Genomic DNA, 16546 nt, shown 5'->3' with positions numbered 1-16546 from the left:
TCCTGGCTGGACCACACCCGGCGTAATGACCTGCGGCGCGGCCCAGATCATGCTCAAAACCAGTGGTTTGGCCCCAAGTGACCCGCTGGTGATTGCCGGTAGTGGTCCCCTACTCCTGTTGGTGGCCTGCCAGCTGAGCCGTGCCGGTATTGAGATCGCCGCACTGCTGGATACCACACCAAAGCAAAACTACCACGCCGCCCTGAAACATCTGTCGGGTGCACTGCGCGGTTGGCGTTACCTGTTAAAAGGTACACGCTTGATCGCCGAACTGCGCCGCAAAGGTGTGAAGCCACTAAATGGTGTGTCACAGCTGAATGCAGTCGCAGATGAAGACGGAAAACTGAGCAAAGTTCGCTTCCGTCACAATGGCACCGAGCAAACAGTCGCGTGTGGCTCCCTGCTCGTGCATCAGGGTGTCGTGCCCAATGTTCAGCTCACCCGATCGCTGGGTGCCAAGCACAGTTGGGACGAGCTGCAGCAATGCTGGCGCCCAACACTGGATGAGTTTGGCGAAACCTCCATCCCTAATATCTATGTTGCAGGAGACAATGCCGGCATCGGTGGTGCTCTGGTGGCAGAACTCCAGGGTCAATTGGTAGCAACCCGTATCGCGATGCAAGCGGGTCAACTCAGCGCCAACGCATTCGCGCAAATGAGCAGCGCACTGCAAACACAGATTGAACAACAGCTGGCGATTCGCCCATTCCTGGACCAGCTCTACACCCCTGCTCCGGAATTCCTGCGCCCCTCCGATGAGACGGTGGTCTGTCGCTGTGAAGAAGTGACCGCCGGTGAGATCCGTAGCCTGGCGAAAACAGGTTGTGCCGGACCTAACCAGGCCAAAGCCTTCAGTCGTGCAGGCATGGGACCCTGCCAGGGACGTTTGTGTGGCTTAACCGTATCTCAGTTGATGGCCGAGGCGAGCGATCGTCCGGTGCCGGACGTGGGTTACTACAACGTCCGCTCGCCGATCAAACCGGTCACCCTGGCAGAAGTTGCCGGTGTTCACCAGGCAACCGAGTCATTGCAAGCAGACAGCTAAACGCGGTAGGCCGATTCCGGGGACGGATCACCTACTACCTCTCCTGAAGCTGTTTTTTACTCACCTGTACTTACCGTTGTACAGCATGGTGATTTGCCTCAGCGGCTTGGCCGCTGGGGCCTTTTTTATGCTCCATCGTTGCAGTACATGGAATTTTTAATGTCACTTGTTGGATATCGCTTCGCGATGGCCTTCCTACGCTTTATTATTGGCGTCCAACATACCTCACCAGACCACTTTCTACAGATAGCAATCGAGCCGTTGGCGTCAATACGCACCCCATTCCCGGAATTGATCGCTATTATTGCAGTATTGTCATCACACCGATGTAAGGAAAACGCGCCATGTCGTTTGATATCACAACAGCAGTCAATCTAATGGGACTTGCGGCGGTGGCCGTGTTCGCAATCTCGGGGGCGCTGGATGCGGGCCGCCAGAAGATGGACATCCTGGGTTTTATGCTGATCGGTACTGCAACCGGCATTGGCGGAGGCACACTGCGCGACCTGTTTCTGGGCAATGTACCCGTATTCTGGATTCGCGAGCCCATCTGGATGCTGATCTGTTTGGTAGCCTCTGCAGCCACCTACTTTGTGGCACCCAGACTCGCCTCGTTAACCCGGGCACTGATCTGGATGGATGCGATTGGTCTGGCGCTGTTTGCGGTGGTGGGCACCGAGATTGCGCTGAATTTTGGTACATCACCGCTGATTGCGGTCTGTATGGGAGTGATGACCGCCACCTTCGGCGGTATCGCACGTGATGTGCTCTGTGGCAGCAACCTCACACTGATGAACGAAGAGCTCTATATCACCACCGCACTGGCAGGCTCCGTGGTCTATCTGACACTCAACTATCTGGGGCTGCCAGATAGCTACGATCTGATTGGTGGTTTTATTGTGGGATTTACGCTGCGGGCGCTGGCGATCATGTTCAAAATCAAATTGCCAAACCACTACCGCAGAGAGTAAGGCCCAATCTACTTTTCCTCCCCTGGCTGCATATACGCGGCCAGCGGATCGGTCTCCAAATCATTCCCCGCATTGGACAGGGCCGCAATAAACAGGGAGAACAGTTCAGACTGGGAAGAGATATCCAGTTTGCCGTACATGTTCTTACGGTGCATCTGCACGGTATCCGGTGATATCCCGAGTTTCTGCGCAGCGGATTTGGAGGAGTGCCCTTTCAGCAGCAGGTGCGCCACTTCTCGTTCACGATCAGTAAGCATGGAAGCACCAAAGTTATTAAACGCCGCTTCTACCTGTGCACGCATCCGCCCCTCAGAACCTTCCGGCAGCTCCTTCGTTTCCCACACGCTTTTCCAATACTTGGTAAGTACGGTTTGCACCAGCGGATTCATCAGGCGGAACAGTTCCAGTTCATCTTCTGAGAACTGAGGATGGTCGTGCTGACGACCGACAGCAAAGGACAGCTTCACCCCATCTTTGGGCCCCACCAGAAAATACACATCATCTACCAGCGAAGCTTCCTGGTAATAGGTGCGATAATAATCGCTCTGGTAGAAATCGTCGGGGGCGATCTCTGAGAGGTGATAGGTGCCCGGCTCCAGCCCTTCATCCACAGACAGACAGAACGGATCAAGCAGGTAGGCACCGGAGAAGTACGCATCCACATGGAGTGCACGCTCTTCGTCAGGAATCCCCAGGTCGTAGAGCAACACCGGCATCTTGTCGCGACGTTCCAGCACCAGCATCACCGCCTCAACTTTGACGAGCTGGCTTATGGCTTCCACCAACAGGCGTGGCAGGTCTTCATCTTCAAGGTGATTGATCAGCTCAGCAACTGACTGATTCCATTTTCCAAATAAAGAGAGGCTGCTTTCCATTCGGGAGTAACTCCATGGTTTGAAGCGCAATTTAGCGTGATCTGCACTGATTTGCGTCACACATAGACTATCAAAGTATCCCGGTATCACTGCCATCAGAAAATACCCTCACCAAGGGTATACCGGTTTTCATTCTGACCATTTACAATATGCGGCCGCGCGGCATTTTTTGCGACTCAAAGCAGTCAAATAGGTACTAATGACTGCCGAACAGCTTGTTTATCGAGCAGCTGTTTACCACCTGCCACAAAAGCGCGGCCAAATGTGTATCCGGTCGCGCTGCATCAGGCGTATCGCCTATAACAGAACTATAGAAGGTTTAACTGGCTTAAAACCATGAAAATTCGTGAACTCCTCTCCAATCGCGTCCAGGAAGCAATGATCGCTGCTGGGATTCCAGAAGACTGTCAGCCGATGGTATCTCCAAGCAAAAACCCACAGTTCGGTGACTTCCAGGCAAACGGCTCCATGGCTGCTGCGAAGAAAGTGGGCCAAAAACCACGTGATCTGGCACAGCGCATTGTAGACGAGTTAAACGTGGATGATATCGCCAGCAAGATCGAAATCGCTGGTCCTGGTTTTATCAACATCCACCTGTCCAACGAATGGCTGGGCCAGCTGGTTGACCACGCAGCCGAAAACGAAAACCTGGGTCTGGTCCGCGCTGAAAACGGCGAGACCGTCGTTATCGACTACTCCTCCCCTAACCTGGCAAAAGAGATGCACGTAGGTCACCTGCGCTCCACCATCATCGGTGACGCACTGGCACGTGTTCTGGAATCTCAGGGTCACACCGTTGTGCGCCAGAACCACGTGGGTGACTGGGGTACCCAGTTCGGTATGCTGATCGCACACCTGGAAGACCAGACCTCCCAGAACCAGGTTGCAGAAGCCGCCCTGGCTGACCTGGAAGTGTTCTACCGTGCCGCGAAAGTACGTTTCGACGAAGACGAAGATTTTGCAGCTCGCGCCCGTGACTACGTGGTTAAGCTGCAGTCAGGCAACGAGCGCTGCCTGACCCTGTGGCAGCAATTTATCGACATCTCTGTTGCGCATAGTGAAGAGATCTACGAACTGCTGAACGTAACGCTGAAGCGCTCAGACATTCGCGCAGAGAGTGCCTACAACGACGACCTGCCGGTTGTAATCGAAGACCTGAAAGCCAAAGGCCTGGTGGTTGAAGACCAGGGCGCACAGGTCGCGTTCCTGGAAGAGCTGGCGGACAAAGAAGGCAACCCTCTGCCGATGATCGTGCAGAAGTCCGGCGGCGGTTACCTGTACGCGACCACCGACCTGGCTGCGGTACGTTACCGTAACGAAGTTCTGAACTCCGACCGCGTGTTGTACTTTATCGACGCGCGTCAGTCCCTGCACATGAAGCAGGTATTCACCCTGAGCCGCAAGGCAGGCTTTGCAAAAGCTGAGTGCAGCCTGGAACACCACCCGTTCGGCACCATGATGGGCGAAGACGGCAAGCCGTTTAAGACCCGTGCTGGCGGTACCGTGAAACTGGCAGACCTGCTGGTAGAAGCAGTTGAGAAAGCGGAAGCCCTGCTGGAAAGCAAAGGCTCCGACCTGTCTGAAGAAGAGCGCAAAGACGCGGCACGCAAGATCGGTATCGGCGCGGTTAAATACGCTGACCTGTCCAAGACCCGTACCAACGACTACATCTTCAGCTGGGATAGCATGCTGAGCTTCGAAGGCAACACGGCACCTTACCTGCAGTACGCTTACACCCGTATCCAGAGCATCTTCCGCAAGGCTGAGCTGTCTCCGGAGAACCTGGGCGGCAACGTCAACATCGTTGAAGATCAGGAAAAAGCACTGGCGCTGAAACTGCTGCAGTTGGGCGACATCATCGACTCTGTTTCCCGCGAAGCCTACCCTCACCTGCTGTGTAACTACCTGTACGAGCTGTCCAGCCTGTTCATGAAGTTCTACGAAGCGTGTCCGGTACTGAAAGACGACGTTGAACCAGCGGTTCGCGAAAGCCGTCTGAAGCTGTGTCACGCAACCGCACGTACTCTGGAGAAAGGTCTGGACCTGCTGGGTATCGAGGTAATGGAGCGCATGTAATCGCGTTTTCCAGATGATTTGAAAAGGGAGGCTATTAAGCCTCCCTTTTTGTTTACCCCTGTAGCAGCGCTCTCCGAGCGCGACACATTCAACCTAAGAGGCATGTCGCGGTCAGCACCCTAAAGGGCATAAAAGCCCGCTGCTACAAGTACGGTGGCCCGCTGTACCTCCTGTAGATACCATCTCTCGATTCTGGCTACAAACGCATTTATAGCGGTTGTAGCTGGAATTTTTCCTGGTTTTTCACCACGCCATAGCACAGATGCACCAGCTTTCTCATCGCCGCACCAATCGCCTGCATTTTGTTTTTTCCGTTCGCCAACAGGCGCTCATAGTGCTGCTTAATTAACGGATTGTGTTGTTTGGCAACAATAGCCGCCATGTAGAGTTTTGCTCTTAAACGTGCCGGACCTTCCTTGCTCAATCGGCTGCAGCCAATAAATTTCCCCGACTCCTGAATGCGGGGGATAACACCCACATAATTGGCCGCCTGTTTCGCTGAACGAAACGCTTTTGCAGTGAGCATAGACACCATCTCACGTGACACTCCTGGCCCCACACCGGTAATGCTTTGCAGCAACTGACGGTTGTTTCTCAACGGCGGGTGGCGATCAATGTGATCATCGATATCTTGCTGGAGGTTCCGGATTTCCTGTTCCAGGACCGCAATCATATCTTTCAGCGACTGCAGTACCCGCTCAGAGGTGCCTGTGATCTCGCTAGCTTCCAGTCGGTTCAGCTCGCGTTGATGATCCTTTTCCAAGGCATCTAAACGGCGCATCATCGCTTTCAGTTCACGGATTTCAGGCGCTTCCGGCTGCCATAGCTGACGATCAGGTTTCTGTGCACCGTAACGGGCTAAGATAATCGCATCCGACTTATCAGTCTTATGGACGGTGCCCAGTGACTGCATAAACGCTTTCACTAAGGCCGCGTTAGGTAGGAAGACCTGAAACCCACATTCATGCAAGTGGTACAACAGGGCTTCGTGATACACCCCGGTCGGTTCAACCGTGACCAGAATATCCTGTGGACCTGATTTGGTGTTTTTCAGTATCCAGTCGCTCACACGCGTAAGCTCTGCGCTGTGATTCTTAAATACCTTGGTTTTCTTTTTGTTGGAGGTCAGATCCCTCAGCCAGCCGAGGTCTAACTTATCTTTGCTGACATCAATACCGATAAAGAACTGCATCTCTGCGACTACCCTTGTACATGCAGCATCACCTGATAATTCAGGGTGCTTGGATACCATTCAGTGTTAAGAGAGTAGAAGCCGGGGCCTTATCTACATGACAGCCTTTACGGCTTAGCAGCCCGTCAGGCTCACCGGCTTCTTGCGATGGGCGGTAGCTAACCACCCATCACCGAGAGATACAAGCAGCCCGCTCTGAGGGCGACTAGTTATGTTGCCCTCGTAGAAGGGGGGCTACGGAGGGGTAACCAATGTAGGGCAGGCTTCAGCCTGCCGGTTGCCTGAAGGCAACCCTACAGGTGTGCAGTGATTGATGTGTAACAGCGGGCGTTTGTTCCGACTGGGAACTTCCGCCGAGGTTGGATTTGTCGCGCTCAGCACCCTAAAGGGCATAAAAGCGCGCTGCTACATAACCGATGGAAATCAACAAAATCATCTGTTCAAATTTCACTCATACTTTTTTCGTATTATACTTACACCCACATTACCCAACCCGGATGCCGTGTGATGGAAATTAATCCGACCTCCACATCAATCATCAGCACATCGAGCAACAGCAACCGCATTGCTGATCTCAGCGAGCAGATCTCTTCTGGCTCGCGTATAAACCGTGCATCCGATGATCCAGCGGGCATTCAGGTATCCATTAGCTTATCCCGCGATATCAACGAAAATGCCGTAGGTTTGCGCAACGTGATGGATGGCACCTCCCTCACCCAAACTGCACTTGGTGGTATTTCACAGATCACGGATTCCGTGACGCAGCTGCGTGACCTCTCTCTCCAGGCACAAAACGGTACGCTGAACTATTCGGATCGCCAGGCGCTGCAGAACCAGGCCGATCAGCTACTGGAGGGGATCAGAGACACCATCGACCAAACCAGCTTCAATGGCCGCTTTCTGTTGAGCGAGGAAGGCACTGTTGGCATTCAGGCAGGCGACAGCCGAACTGATATCAACACCCCTGACCTGCTGAGCTCGCTGGCTGATGAGGAACTGTTCTCTCTCGACATCAGCTCGCCTGATGCGCTGGAAAGCCTCGATAACAGCCTGGATCTCCTGAACCAGGCAGCGGGCAGCTTTGCCGCCAGTCAGAATCGACTCGACAGTACCGCAAACAACCTGACAGATTCATCCATCAACGCAGCTTCGTCCCGCTCTCAAATCAGTGACACGGATATGGCCCAAGCGATCTCTGAACAAAGCCGCGAGCTGATTCAGCGAGAGGTCGCGATTTCTTTGCAGGCACAAGCCAATACAGGGCGCAGTGAAGTTCTTGCGCTGCTAAATACCTAAGCCCCCTACCTGATCAGGTTATTTCTCCGTAGCAACGGTTTTTCGATACTTCTCTCTGTTCGCCTAGCGTCGTTAAACGCTGGGCCTATGCGCGGATCAGAGGCTACTAGCCTCCAGCTCCCCCAATCCGCCCAACAACAAGAATCACGTAAGAGAAGAGAATTCCCGATGACAACTGTTCTACGCTTGACTGAAACCCCAGCCACCGACTTGGTCCCTGCCGATGGCGCTAGCGCAGGCAACCCAATGGAAGGCGTGTCTGAACTGTTTGAAAGCGATCAGCACTCTGCATTTGCTGGCAGCTGGTACTGCTCACAGGGCCAGATCACCGTTGAAGATTACCCTTTTGACGAAGTGTGCTTTATCACCGAAGGCAAGGTAGGCATCACCGACCTGGATTCCGGCGTAGAAGAGATCTTTACTGCAGGCCAGGCATTTATCTGCCGCAAAGGCACCAACCTGCTGTGGACCGTGTACGAAGACACCCGTAAGTACTACGTAGGCATGCCAGCCAAGTAATCCTCGCGGGCAAGGTTCTGCCTTGCCCGCTTTCCTCCCTACGCTGAAATTCCAGTTAGCACTATGTTCATCACACGACATGCCATATACCCACTATCTCCAGTCATGGCTGAAAGGCTATGGCCAGATCATGCTGCAGAGCTCCAGCCTGACCGGCCTTTTGTTTCTGCTGGGCATTGGGCTTAACTCTGTGCCGATGCTGCTGGGCGCCCTTCTCGGTGGTTTTATTGCAACACTGACGGGCAATCTATTGCGTACACCCAATGCTCTGCATCAGGGGTTGCATGGGTTTAATGGCGCCTTGGTGGGCATCGCGGGTGTATTCTTCCTGCAACCTTCAGTCGCCAGCTTCTGCCTGATCGCGATATGCACCATTAGCGCTACGCTGCTCACTCACACTTTGCAGCGTTCATCGCTACCGGGATTCACTGCCCCTTTTGTGATTACGACCTGGGTCATGCTCTCAGCAGCACCTTTGCTTGGTATCCCAACCGCAGAACTCCCTACGCTGCAGTCTGACCTCCCTCAACTCTCCACTACATTCCTCGGCATCGGACAGGTGATGTTTCAGGGAGAGTTAATAGCGGGTCTCTGCTTCGTACTAGGCCTGATACTCAGCAATTGGCGCCATGCTGCGTTAGCGCTGACCGGCAGTACGTTAGGTTGCTGCGCGATCCTGATCTCTGGTGTATCAGAGGCATTGGTAGCCAACGGCCTCTACAGCTTTAATCCGGCCCTGACCGCCATAGCGCTCGGCACCTCCGCATCCCAATTTCCGGTATTACGGGTAGTCACTGGAATAGCGCTCTCAGTGCTCTTCACCCATCTGTTTGTCCTGGCTGATCTCCCCTCCCTGACTGCGCCCTTTATCTTGGCGACCTGGACCGTTCTCGAACTGGAACGGTTAATACGCAGCTCATCATCTGCGTCGATTTAGGAGGCAAGCCGGAGACTTGAGCGCCTTGGGGGATTAGCACTTTATCATCCATACTTAGCAGAAGAACCCACCCTGATAAGCGGGGAACCAGCCATGGCTATGACCAAAACCATCACCGTTTCCAATGATGTATACGCTGCGATTGTGGCGCGCCGTCTAAACAAAGACGAGTCGGAGAACGCTATCCTAAGCCGTATCCTTGTCGCGGCGGGAAATGCCAAAGAAGTGCACGCTCATGCGCATAAGGATGAGGACGATGCGCACCTGATTCTGGACAGCGATATGGACCATATCAGCGAGTAACACCCATCTACAGCGCCATATTCGCTGGTAACACCATTTAGAAACGAAAACGGCCTGAAATAGCATTATGCTGCTTCAGGCCGCCTACTTAGCTTAACTCAGTGGCATCTCTTGATAATTTGCGGCGTTAAACATCACGCCAGACACCGTTCAATTATCCCAGACCGGTCACCACTCTCTATACAACTCGACAACGGATCCTGCGATCAACACCCAACCGGTCGCAATACCGGTGAACAGCCCTAAACCTGCGAGAATAACCAGTGCGTCCATCTGTTTCCCCTCAACATGCTTTTGTATAGTTTTTGTATATACAAATTTAGAACAAATTCCTGTTTTATCAAGTAGATGGGATTTCAGAGGCAAACTATAGAAAAATTCGGCCGAATTGATGGCCGGAGTTCAGACGCAACAGAGGGACAAAATACGCCGCGTTTTCCAGCGCAATGACAGAGAGACAGCGGGCAACGACATGCCCGCGTGTAAAGAGACTTAGAGCAGAAATCCGGCGTGCTGTCGGGCCACCGTGAAAGTCGCGGCAAACGCTGCCAATGCCGCTGCAGCAAGTACCAACTGAACAGGTTTAGACCCTGCCCGTTTCAGAGAGATGATACCCAGCGCAACATAGGCCACCAGACCAATCAGCTTCTCAGTCAGCCAACCGTCCACGAATGGGTACTGGCCAATCGAGACACACAAACCTGCCGCAGAGAGCAGCACAAGCAACAACATGGCACCTGCGCCTTTTAGCGCCAGCGGATGACCCGCCTTTGCACTGCCAGCCAGGGCCAGTAGTGAACGGCCCAGGAAAATGACCAAGCTGATCGCCACCACCGCCAGGTGAACTTTCAGAATAATTGGGTACATCGGTTAATCCTTTTTATCGTTATTGAGTATTTCTTCAAGTCATTAAAGCAGAAAGCGGCGAGCAGGACTTCGCTCGAAAGTCCCACTCGCCGCTTTAATTACGACAACGTATTAAGAATTAACGCGTAACGTAGTTCACACCTGGCAGTACACACAGCATTTCGTACAGCAGGTTGGCTGCTACTACGGAGGTATTGCGGGTGGTGTCGAACGGCGGGGATACTTCCACCAGATCACAACCCACAACATCCAGTCCCTTACAACCACGGACGATCTCAATGCCCTGCATTACGGTCAGACCACCCACTTCTGCGGTGCCGGTACCCGGTGCAAACGCAGGATCCAGGCCGTCGATATCAAAGCTGATATGCACCGGACCGCCACCTACTTTTTCGCGCACCTCTTCCATCAGCGGCGCCAGGGATTTGTGCCAGCACTCTTCCGCCTGTACCACACGGAAACCCTGATCGCGGGACCAGTCGTATTCGTCGATGGAGTAACCGGTACCACGCAGACCAATCTGTACTACACGATCACAGTCCAGCAGGCCTTCTTCGACCGCTCGACGGAACGGCGTACCGTGGGCGATCTTCTCGCCGAACATCTCGTCGTTGATATCCGCGTGCGCATCTACGTGGATGAGGCCAACAGGGCCATGTTTCTTTTTCAGTGCACGCAGGATCGGCAGTGCGATGGTGTGGTCACCACCAATGGTCAGTGGAGTCACGCCCTTCTCCATCACTTCATCGTAGTAATCTTCGATGATCTGGATGCTCTTCTGCAGGTTGAAGGTGTTGATTGGCACATCACCGATATCTGCAACGGTCAGGCTGTTAAATGGGTCGGCACCGGTGGATACGTTAAACGGACGCAGCATACGGGATTCATCACGGATCTCACGTGGCGCCAGACGGGCACCCGGACGGTTGGAGGCACCAATATCAAACGGCACACCAATAAACGCCGCATCCAGCTCTTCAGACAGCTCGACTGCTGGCAGACGCATAAAGGTTGCAGGACCACCAAAGCGTGGCATCTCGTTACCGCTCATTGGCTGGTAAAACTTTTTCTCGGACATTGGGTTACCTCTTCACGGATGGCTCGTGATTATTGTTTTAGCGATACCCTATTTATAGACCGGATCACTTGCGGCTTATATAAACAAATAAATGACTTAATATTTGCACATCCAAATATTATTAAGATACCGCTCGATAACAGCATGACAAGGCGCAATGAAAGGTATGCAGGTGAAGAGATCAGTGAAGGGAAGATAACAAGTGTAGGTTGGTCATCGCGAAGTGATGCCCAACAAGCCGACTCCAAAGTGCTGATTAACTGTTGGGCTTCGCGTGGCGAAGGCCAACCTACAAATGAGTCGTACTATCGGTTCTATGCAATCTGATGATGAATCAGCAAAAAAGAGGGGGAACAAGGTTCCCCCCTAAAAGATTGATCGTTGAAGACCAAACAACGGAGCCAGAAACTCGCAAAAGTTTCTATAGTGCAAGAAAGCACCAGGGTTAACCGGAAGGGTCATCACCCCCACCCGGTTGGTGAGGCACCCTACCCGCACAACCCTGATAGAGCGCGGGAGGGTTAAGCAAAGGGCTTGCCCGATTACTCGGACAGCAGACCTTCTCGGGTGACGTAGTCGAGAGTGTCCTGCAGACCTTTGCTGAATTTTTCGATCATCTCATCGATCTGCTCGGTGGTGATAATCAGTGGCGGACAGAACGCCAGGGAGGAACCAGCCACCGCACGGGTGATCATGCCGTGGTTCTGACACGCCTGCTGCGCGAAGCCACCCACAGCACCACCTTCAAACGGGGTGTTGTTCTTCTTGTTCGCAACAAACTCAACCGCTGCAATCAGACCTTCACCGCGCACTTCACCCACCAGCGGGTGATCTTTAAACTCAGCCAGACGCTTCTGCATGTAGTCGCCCATCTCAGCCGCGTGGCCGAAGATGTTGTCACGCTCGTAGATCTCCAGCGTTTTCAGGGCAACCGCTGCAGCGGCCGGGTGACCCGAGTAAGTGTAACCGTGGCCGAAAACACCTACCTGGGCACTCGGTTCGATCATCGCTTCGTACATGTCGCCGCGAATCACAGACGCACTGATCGGCATGTACGCAGAAGAAAGCTGCTTCGCCAGGGTCATCATGTCCGGCTTCTGGATGTTCATGGTGGTGGAACCGAAATCGTTACCGGTACGACCGAAACCAGTGATCACCTCATCCGCCCAGAACAGGATGTCGTACTTGTTCAGAATCGCCTGAACCTTCTCGTAGTATCCCTTCGGCGGCACAATTACGCCGCTGGCACCGGTGATCGGCTCAGCGATAAATGCTGCGATGGTTTCTGGACCTTCCTTCAGGATCAGCTGTTCCAGGTTGTTGGTGATACGGTCAACAAACTGCGCTTCGCTTTCACCTGGCAGCGCGCCACGGTAGTAGTGCGGTGCATCGGTGCGCAGGATACCCAGCGCTTCAAACGGCAGATCAAAGTGAGTGTGGTTCGGTACCAGACCGGTCAGCGATGCAGACGCTACAGTCACACCGTGGTACGCACGCTCACGCGCAATGATCTTGCGCTTCTCAGGCTTACCGATGGCATTGAAGTAGTAACGCAGCATTTTCACGTGGCTGTCGTTCGCATCACTGCCAGAGTTACCGAAGAACACCTTTGCGTTCTCAACCGGCACCATGGCATTCAGCTTGTCCGCCAGATCCATACCCACCTGGTGAGTCTTACCACCGAACATGTGGGAGTAACACAGCTTACCCATCTGCTCGTTTACGGTGTCGATCAGCTCACGGTTGTTGTAACCCAGAGAGGTACACCACAGGCCAGCCAGGCCTTCCAGGTACTGTTTACCGTTGTTGTCGTAAACGTAGATACCGTCACCGCGCTCCAGCGTCAGCGTTTCGGTCGCTTTCAGGTTTGTAGTTGGGTAAATAATTCCGCTCATATTGCTCACCTCTGCGCCTTACAGGCCGCCCATGCAGATGTATTTTGTTTCCAGATAATCATCCAGACCGTACTTAGAACCTTCACGGCCCTGACCAGACTCTTTAACACCACCAAACGGGATGATCTCGGAGCTGATCGCTGTTTCATTCACGCCTACCATGCCGTAGTCGATACCTTCGGATACGCGCCATACGCGGCCCAGGTCGTTGGTGTAGACGTAAGATGCCAGACCGAACTCGGTATCGTTCGCCATCGCGATCGCTTCCTCTTCGGTGCTGAACTTAAATACCGGCGCAACCGGACCAAAGATCTCCTCTTTGAACAGAGGCATGTCTGCGGTTACGTTGGTCAATACAGTTGGCTCGTAGAAGTGGGAGCCCAGCTCGCTCACCTGACCACCAACCTCAACGGTTGCGCCCTGCTCGACTGCTGTTGCAACTTTTGCGTGGATATCCGCTACGGCTTTCTCGGTAATTACCGGGCCGTGGGTAGTGCTATCTTCCAGGCCGTTACCGATGCGGAACTCTTTTACCGCAGCAGTGAATTTCTCAACGAACGCATCGTAGATACCTTCCTGTACCAACAGACGGTTAGCACAGATACAGGTCTGGCCGGAGTTGCGGTATTTTGAAACCAGTGCGCCTGCAACGGCTTTATCCAGATCCGCGTCGTCAAATACGATGACTGGTGCGTTACCGCCCAGCTCCATGGAGGTACGTTTAACCGTGTCCGCACACTGCTTCATCAGCAGCTTGCCCACGCCGGTAGAACCGGTGAAGGTCAGTTTCTTAACGGTTGGGTTGGAGGTCATTTCACCACCCACTGCAGATGCATTCGCACTTGGCAGCACGCTGAACAGACCCGCCGGTACACCCGCACGCTCACCCAGTTCAGCCAGGGCCAGTGCAGACAGTGGCGTTTCAGCCGCAGGTTTCAGTACGATTGCACAACCTACCGCCAGCGCAGGACCGACTTTGCGGGTGATCATTGCGTTCGGGAAGTTCCAAGGCGTGATCGCAGCAACAACACCTACAGGCTGTTTGATCACGATGCTGCGACGGTCTGCGGTGGATGGCAGTACATCGCCGTATACACGCTTACCTTCTTCAGCAAACCATTTCATGAAAGATGCGCCGTACATTACTTCGCCGCGGGATTCGAACAGCGGCTTACCCTGTTCAGCAGTCATCAGCACAGCCAGGTCTTCCTGGTTTTCCAGCATCAGGTTGTACCAACGCTCAAGGATGTCGGAGCGGGACTTAGCTGGCAGCGCTTTCCAGGACGCCATCGCTTTTTCAGCGGCATCGATGGCACGTTTAGTCTCTTCTGCACCAACGCTGGCAACGTTTGCCAGAACTTCGCCGGTAGCAGGGTTACGTACTTCGAAGGTTGCGCCAGTGTCGCCGTCAACCCACTGACCATCGATGTATGCCTGGGTTTTCAGCAGGCTGTTGTCTTTTAACTGAATGCTCATTTTTTATTGATCTCTCTTGCAGTATTTATGTTCACCTGTGAGGCCGTGATGAGGCCACAGATGCAATCAGCGTTTGGTTATTTATAAGTCAGCCTATCTTTTGCTTGTATAAGGATTTGCTAGGGGTTTATTTTGGATATGCAAATGTATGATGAGATATGTTTGGATATGCCAATGGAATCGGGGTCGGCGTCTGCTTTAGACACGCAGACGTGATTGGATAATTCTTTTCAGAACCTGATTCGCCCTATTGGGCGAGATAAGGGGAGTTACTGAACTCCCCTTATCAATCCCCGTCAGCCCCACTACTTGCCGGGCAAAGCCCGGTCCCCTGCGCGTTTCCCAAATAAAACGAAGCAAATAAACTCGGCCTTTGGCCTCAGACAGAATTTGCTTTTAATCGTTTTATTTGGGAAATGCTCGGCTGCGTAGGAGGGGGGAGTGAGTTTCGTGCCAGCCGATAGTGCGGGAAATGAACAGCTCGCTGTAGGGTAGCCTTCAGGCTACCGGCAGCGTGAACGCTGCCCTACAAGGCACAGAACAATACGGGCTATGTCTAATTCACATGCTCCACATGGGAATAGTTACCAACTTATAGAGTAGAAATGTAGGTTGGCCATTGCGCAGCAATGCCCAACATCGACCGATCTGATCACCACCCACCAAAAATATACCCAGGTAGGTATATCTCCGAAATCAGCACTAGACATATCTTGTATAGAACAGGAGATAGGCTGACCCAGCGACCTTATCGCCAGACCTGTCACTACGTACCAGAACAACCGGTGCCTAAGCCGGTTTGCATAATAATGAGAAAGATTATGTCTGCACCTTCACATACCACTTCCTATTACGCAGCGTCTGCGAACGACAAAAGCATCCGCCCGGCCCTGACCGGTCAGGTTGAAGCCGATGTCTGCGTAATCGGCGCGGGTTACACCGGCATGTCCACCGCCCTGCACTTGACAGAGGCTGGTTTTAAAGTTGCTGTTGTTGAAGCCACCCGCATCGGCTTTGGCGCGTCCGGTCGTAACGGCGGCCAGATCGTTCACAGCTACAGCCGTGATATCGACTTCATCGAAAAGCACTACGGCAAACATACCGGCACCGAGATGGGTAAGATGGCCTTCGAAGGCGGTCGTATCATTCGCCGCTTCGTTGACCAGTACAACATCCAGTGTGACCTGAAAGACGGCGGCATCTTCGCCGCCTGCAACAGCAAGCAGATGCGCGAGCTGGAAGAGAAAAAACAGCTGTGGGAATCCCATGGACACGAGAATCTCGAGCTGCTGTCCGAAACCGATACTCAGAAATACGTCGGTACCACCCGCTATAAAGGCGCCCTGCTGGACAAGTCCGGTGGTCACTTCCACCCCCTAAACCTGGTTCTGGGTGAAGCGGCGGCGTTCGAATCTCTGGGCGGTGTGATCTACGAAGACTCCCCTGTTACCCGCGTTGAAGAAGGTGCCAAAGCCAAGGTTCACACCGCGAAAGGCTGCGTGACTGCCAACTTCGTGGTGGTTGCCGGTAACGCCTATCTGGGAGATCTGATCCCTAAACTGCAGGCGAAAGCGATGCCATGTGGTACACAGGTTGTGACCACCGCGCCACTGACACCGGAACAACAGCGCGAACTGCTGCCACACGATCAGTGTGTTGAAGACTGCAACTACCTGCTAGATTACTTCCGCATCTCCGGCGACGGTCGTCTGATCTACGGCGGTGGTGTGACCTACGGTGCACGCGAGCCTGGCAAGATCGAGTCCCTGATCGTGCCGAAGATGCTGAAAACCTTCCCACAGATGCAGGGCGTGAAGATCGACTTCGCCTGGACCGGTAACTTCCTGCTGACGCTGATGCGACTGCCGCAGTTCGGCCGTGTCGGCAACAACATCTACTACGCTCAGGGCTACAGCGGCCACGGTGTGACCTGCTCTCACCTATCGGGCAAAGTGTTGTCCGATGCGATCCAAGGTCAGGCGGAGCGTTACGACGTCTTTGCAGGCCTTCCTCAGT

General features: G+C 53.5%; 14 protein-coding genes. 8 read left to right on the top strand and 6 right to left on the bottom strand.

Annotated elements, in window-relative coordinates; all coding sequences use genetic code 11:
* A partial coding sequence (locus ACEQ15_RS15820) for an NAD(P)/FAD-dependent oxidoreductase (RefSeq protein WP_370280206.1) occupies positions 1-1045 on the top strand: 1045 nt, incomplete at its 5' end.
* A 344-nt stretch (positions 1046-1389) separates the two neighbouring features.
* Entirely contained in the window at positions 1390-2016 is a 627-nt protein-coding gene (locus ACEQ15_RS15815) for a trimeric intracellular cation channel family protein (RefSeq protein WP_370280205.1), read from the top strand.
* Positions 2017-2024: 8 nt separating this feature from the next.
* Here the strand turns inward: ACEQ15_RS15815 and ACEQ15_RS15810 are convergent, their stop codons facing one another.
* Positions 2025-2891, bottom strand: a complete 867-nt coding sequence (locus tag ACEQ15_RS15810) for a helix-turn-helix transcriptional regulator (RefSeq protein WP_370280203.1) — start codon at positions 2889-2891, stop codon at positions 2025-2027.
* 336 nt (positions 2892-3227) lie between these two features.
* Here ACEQ15_RS15810 and argS point away from each other — a divergent pair, with 336 nt between their 5' ends.
* On the top strand, positions 3228-4967 hold the full coding sequence (argS, locus tag ACEQ15_RS15805) for an arginine--tRNA ligase (protein ID WP_370280202.1): 1740 nt from the start codon (positions 3228-3230) through the stop codon (positions 4965-4967).
* 208 nt (positions 4968-5175) lie between these two features.
* On the opposite strand, the gene ACEQ15_RS15800 is transcribed toward argS, so the two are convergent.
* Positions 5176-6159 (bottom strand): IS110 family transposase, encoded by a 984-nt coding sequence (locus ACEQ15_RS15800; RefSeq protein WP_370280201.1) that lies wholly within the window; start codon positions 6157-6159, stop codon positions 5176-5178.
* A 507-nt stretch (positions 6160-6666) separates the two neighbouring features.
* Here ACEQ15_RS15800 and ACEQ15_RS15795 point away from each other — a divergent pair.
* The 4 genes from ACEQ15_RS15795 to ACEQ15_RS15780 all read left to right on the top strand — a co-directional run bounded on the left by ACEQ15_RS15795 (position 6667) and on the right by ACEQ15_RS15780 (position 9214).
* Positions 6667-7455, top strand: a complete 789-nt coding sequence (locus ACEQ15_RS15795) for a flagellin (RefSeq protein WP_370280200.1) — start codon at positions 6667-6669, stop codon at positions 7453-7455.
* 168 nt (positions 7456-7623) lie between these two features.
* A complete protein-coding gene (locus ACEQ15_RS15790) occupies positions 7624-7974 on the top strand; it encodes a cupin domain-containing protein (protein ID WP_370280199.1) in 351 nt (116 codons plus the stop codon).
* Between the two features lie 79 nt (positions 7975-8053).
* Positions 8054-8911 carry an urea transporter gene (locus ACEQ15_RS15785; RefSeq protein ID WP_370280198.1) on the top strand — a complete coding sequence of 286 codons (858 nt, stop codon included), beginning with the start codon at positions 8054-8056 and terminating at the stop codon, positions 8909-8911.
* Between the two features lie 93 nt (positions 8912-9004).
* On the top strand, positions 9005-9214 hold the full coding sequence (locus ACEQ15_RS15780; RefSeq protein ID WP_370280197.1) for a hypothetical protein: 210 nt from the start codon (positions 9005-9007) through the stop codon (positions 9212-9214).
* Between the two features lie 492 nt (positions 9215-9706).
* On the opposite strand, the gene ACEQ15_RS15775 is transcribed toward ACEQ15_RS15780, so the two are convergent.
* The 4 genes from ACEQ15_RS15775 to ACEQ15_RS15760 all read right to left on the bottom strand — a co-directional run bounded on the left by ACEQ15_RS15775 (position 9707) and on the right by ACEQ15_RS15760 (position 14530).
* Complete coding sequence (locus tag ACEQ15_RS15775; RefSeq protein ID WP_370280196.1) at positions 9707-10081, bottom strand: SirB2 family protein; 375 nt, start codon at positions 10079-10081, stop codon at positions 9707-9709.
* 118 nt (positions 10082-10199) lie between these two features.
* Entirely contained in the window at positions 10200-11159 is a 960-nt protein-coding gene (gene speB / locus ACEQ15_RS15770; protein WP_370280195.1) for an agmatinase, read from the bottom strand.
* A 542-nt stretch (positions 11160-11701) separates the two neighbouring features.
* Positions 11702-13054, bottom strand: coding sequence for an aminotransferase (locus ACEQ15_RS15765; RefSeq protein ID WP_370280194.1), 1353 nt, complete (start codon positions 13052-13054; stop codon positions 11702-11704).
* Positions 13055-13072: 18 nt separating this feature from the next.
* Positions 13073-14530 carry an NAD-dependent succinate-semialdehyde dehydrogenase gene (locus tag ACEQ15_RS15760; protein ID WP_370280193.1) on the bottom strand — a complete coding sequence of 486 codons (1458 nt, stop codon included), beginning with the start codon at positions 14528-14530 and terminating at the stop codon, positions 13073-13075.
* Positions 14531-15351: 821 nt separating this feature from the next.
* Between ACEQ15_RS15760 and ACEQ15_RS15755 the strand changes: the two genes are divergently transcribed.
* Positions 15352-16546: NAD(P)/FAD-dependent oxidoreductase (locus ACEQ15_RS15755; RefSeq protein ID WP_370280192.1), on the top strand; the 1195-nt coding region annotated here is incomplete at its 3' end.

The sequence above is a fragment of the Pontibacterium sp. genome, assembly GCF_964228735.1.
Taxonomy (GTDB): domain Bacteria; phylum Pseudomonadota; class Gammaproteobacteria; order Pseudomonadales; family Balneatricaceae; genus Pontibacterium.
Note: the sequence above shows the minus strand (reverse complement) of the source record. Positions and strands in the feature narration are given on the sequence as shown.

Coding starts and splice junctions, on each gene's coding strand:
- ACEQ15_RS15815 (WP_370280205.1), top strand. CDS start 1,390: ATGTCGTTTGATATCACAACAGCAGTCAATCTAATGGGACTTGCGGCG.
- ACEQ15_RS15810 (WP_370280203.1), bottom strand. CDS start 2,891: ATGGAAAGCAGCCTCTCTTTATTTGGAAAATGGAATCAGTCAGTTGCT.
- argS (WP_370280202.1), top strand. CDS start 3,228: ATGAAAATTCGTGAACTCCTCTCCAATCGCGTCCAGGAAGCAATGATC.
- ACEQ15_RS15800 (WP_370280201.1), bottom strand. CDS start 6,159: ATGCAGTTCTTTATCGGTATTGATGTCAGCAAAGATAAGTTAGACCTC.
- ACEQ15_RS15795 (WP_370280200.1), top strand. CDS start 6,667: ATGGAAATTAATCCGACCTCCACATCAATCATCAGCACATCGAGCAAC.
- ACEQ15_RS15790 (WP_370280199.1), top strand. CDS start 7,624: ATGACAACTGTTCTACGCTTGACTGAAACCCCAGCCACCGACTTGGTC.
- ACEQ15_RS15785 (WP_370280198.1), top strand. CDS start 8,054: ATGCCATATACCCACTATCTCCAGTCATGGCTGAAAGGCTATGGCCAG.
- ACEQ15_RS15780 (WP_370280197.1), top strand. CDS start 9,005: ATGGCTATGACCAAAACCATCACCGTTTCCAATGATGTATACGCTGCG.
- ACEQ15_RS15775 (WP_370280196.1), bottom strand. CDS start 10,081: ATGTACCCAATTATTCTGAAAGTTCACCTGGCGGTGGTGGCGATCAGC.
- speB (WP_370280195.1), bottom strand. CDS start 11,159: ATGTCCGAGAAAAAGTTTTACCAGCCAATGAGCGGTAACGAGATGCCA.
- ACEQ15_RS15765 (WP_370280194.1), bottom strand. CDS start 13,054: ATGAGCGGAATTATTTACCCAACTACAAACCTGAAAGCGACCGAAACG.
- ACEQ15_RS15760 (WP_370280193.1), bottom strand. CDS start 14,530: ATGAGCATTCAGTTAAAAGACAACAGCCTGCTGAAAACCCAGGCATAC.